Origin of the sequence: Collinsella sp. Sow4_E3, assembly GCF_052116285.1 — a bacterium.
Classification (GTDB): Bacteria; Actinomycetota; Coriobacteriia; order Coriobacteriales; family Coriobacteriaceae; genus Collinsella.
In genome coordinates this window covers 1-618 of the sequence record NZ_JBQKLJ010000089.1, presented here as the reverse complement: position 1 = coordinate 618, position 618 = coordinate 1, and the positions used below count along the sequence as shown (strand labels likewise).

2 protein-coding genes are annotated in these 618 nt (G+C 30.6%); both read right to left on the bottom strand.

Annotated elements, in window-relative coordinates:
* Positions 1–181: 181 nt before the first annotated feature.
* Complete coding sequence (locus ACTQ48_RS11395; protein ID WP_441571028.1) at positions 182–385, bottom strand: hypothetical protein; 204 nt, start codon at positions 383–385, stop codon at positions 182–184.
* Positions 385–618 (bottom strand): hypothetical protein (locus ACTQ48_RS11390; RefSeq protein WP_441571026.1); only part of this gene is annotated, 234 nt, incomplete at its 5' end. The genes ACTQ48_RS11395 and ACTQ48_RS11390, both read right to left, overlap by 1 nt.

The window sequence follows — 618 nt, the reverse complement described above, 5'->3', positions numbered from 1 at the left end:
ATAATAGTCAGTAAAGACTACTCTATGATCATTACTGAAAATGCATCGTATCATAATAGGAACACCTTAATTGTTAATAGTATTAGCCCTACAAATAAATAATATATGTTTTCATATAGTATACGCTACACTCAAAAAAAAATAAACGCTTATAGAAATTAATCTATAAGGGTTTATTATATTAGCTACTAATTGACAGTAGGCGATTCATACTAGTAACGAACCATCTATTGTCTTTACACACCTTGATGAATTGTTCTATAGTTAATCCTTTACCCTTAATCTCATTAACGAAATCCCTTAAATCCTCTGGTGAATTTTTAATTGCTTCTGAGTTCATTTGGAAGTCAAGAGCAATATCGTATACTGCTGAGATATTTTCCATTACTGAGAATTTCCTTCTAGAATAGCATCAATAACTTTCTTATTGAAATCTGATGAATGCATTGTAATATCATAAGGATCAAAATACTTACCAAAGCGTGGAGTAATAGTAACTAGCATTGGTGGTATTTTATCTTTTACTGAGACTGGAATTGCCATTTCAAATCGTGGCTTTATATGGTAATCCTTATCAAAGAAACGTACAATATACTCCGATTTAGATGGAAAGAAGTC